Source organism: Mesorhizobium sp. M4B.F.Ca.ET.017.02.2.1, assembly GCF_003998955.1.
In the GTDB taxonomy this organism is placed as follows: Bacteria; Pseudomonadota; Alphaproteobacteria; order Rhizobiales; family Rhizobiaceae; genus Mesorhizobium; species Mesorhizobium abyssinicae.
Genome location: NZ_RZOF01000654.1, coordinates 1 through 898, shown reverse-complemented (window position 1 = coordinate 898; position 898 = coordinate 1). Strand labels below are relative to the sequence as shown.

Sequence of the window (898 nt, the reverse complement as noted above, 5' to 3'; positions counted from 1 at the left end):
CAGCGAGACCGCGCCTTGCGTGCTCGCCGGCCCGACCTGCGATTCGGCCGACGTGATGTACGAGAAGACGCCCTATCCGCTGCCCCTGTCGCTGACCATCGGCGACGAGGTGCTGATCGAAGGCACCGGCGCCTACACGACGACCTACTCCTCGGTCGCCTTCAACGGCTTCGAGCCGCTCCGATCCTACGTGATCTGACCGGTTCGCAAGGACCGTTCAGATCATCCCAGGTGGGCGCCTGTCGCCCACCCGGGCTCGCTTGTGGAACAGATCTCCGCTCGTGAAGGATCGCGGACATGGACTACCTGATCAAATCGGCCATTGCGGACACCGACATTGCCCCCTCATCCGGCCCTTCGGATCAGCTCTTCTTCGCGGGGGAGAGGAGCCCGATGGCAGCGCTTGCGCCCTCCCTTGCCCAATGGGCACAGGCTGGCTCGCGCGGCGAGCCGGGTGAGGGGGCCTCACAGGCTCCGGCATTCGCCATCGTGGCCGAAAGCGCCGGCGATATCGAAGCGCGCGAGGACCTGCTCGACCGTGCCATGGGGCCTGGGCGGCGCAGGAAGTCGTCGGAGAAGTTGCGGCGCGGCCGCCGGCCGTCGGAAGGCCTGGCCTTCGTCGCGCGCGATGCCTCGGGCGCGGTGCTCGCCACCGTGCGGCTCTGGGATGTAAGCTTGGGCGAGGGCGGTGCGGCGGCACTGCTGCTTGGCCCGCTGGCCGTCGATCCCGCGCTCAAGGGCGCCGGTATCGGCTCGGCGCTGATGCGCCATGCTGTCGCCGAGGCGGCGCGCCTCGGCCATGGCGCGATCCTGCTCGTCGGCGATGCGCCCTACTATGGGCGCTTCGGCTTCTCGGCGGCGAAGACCGGCGCGCTGGCGATGCCCGGCCCCTATGAGC

Annotated in this window: 1 protein-coding gene and 1 pseudogene; both read left to right on the top strand. The window is 69.5% G+C overall.

Annotation, left to right across the window (positions count from 1 at the left end):
- Positions 1 to 199: pseudogene (locus tag EN738_RS34650) on the top strand (ornithine decarboxylase); the annotation flags it as partial.
- A 98-nt stretch (positions 200 to 297) separates the two neighbouring features.
- Positions 298 to 898 (top strand): N-acetyltransferase (locus tag EN738_RS34645; RefSeq protein ID WP_245494858.1); only part of this gene is annotated, 601 nt, incomplete at its 3' end.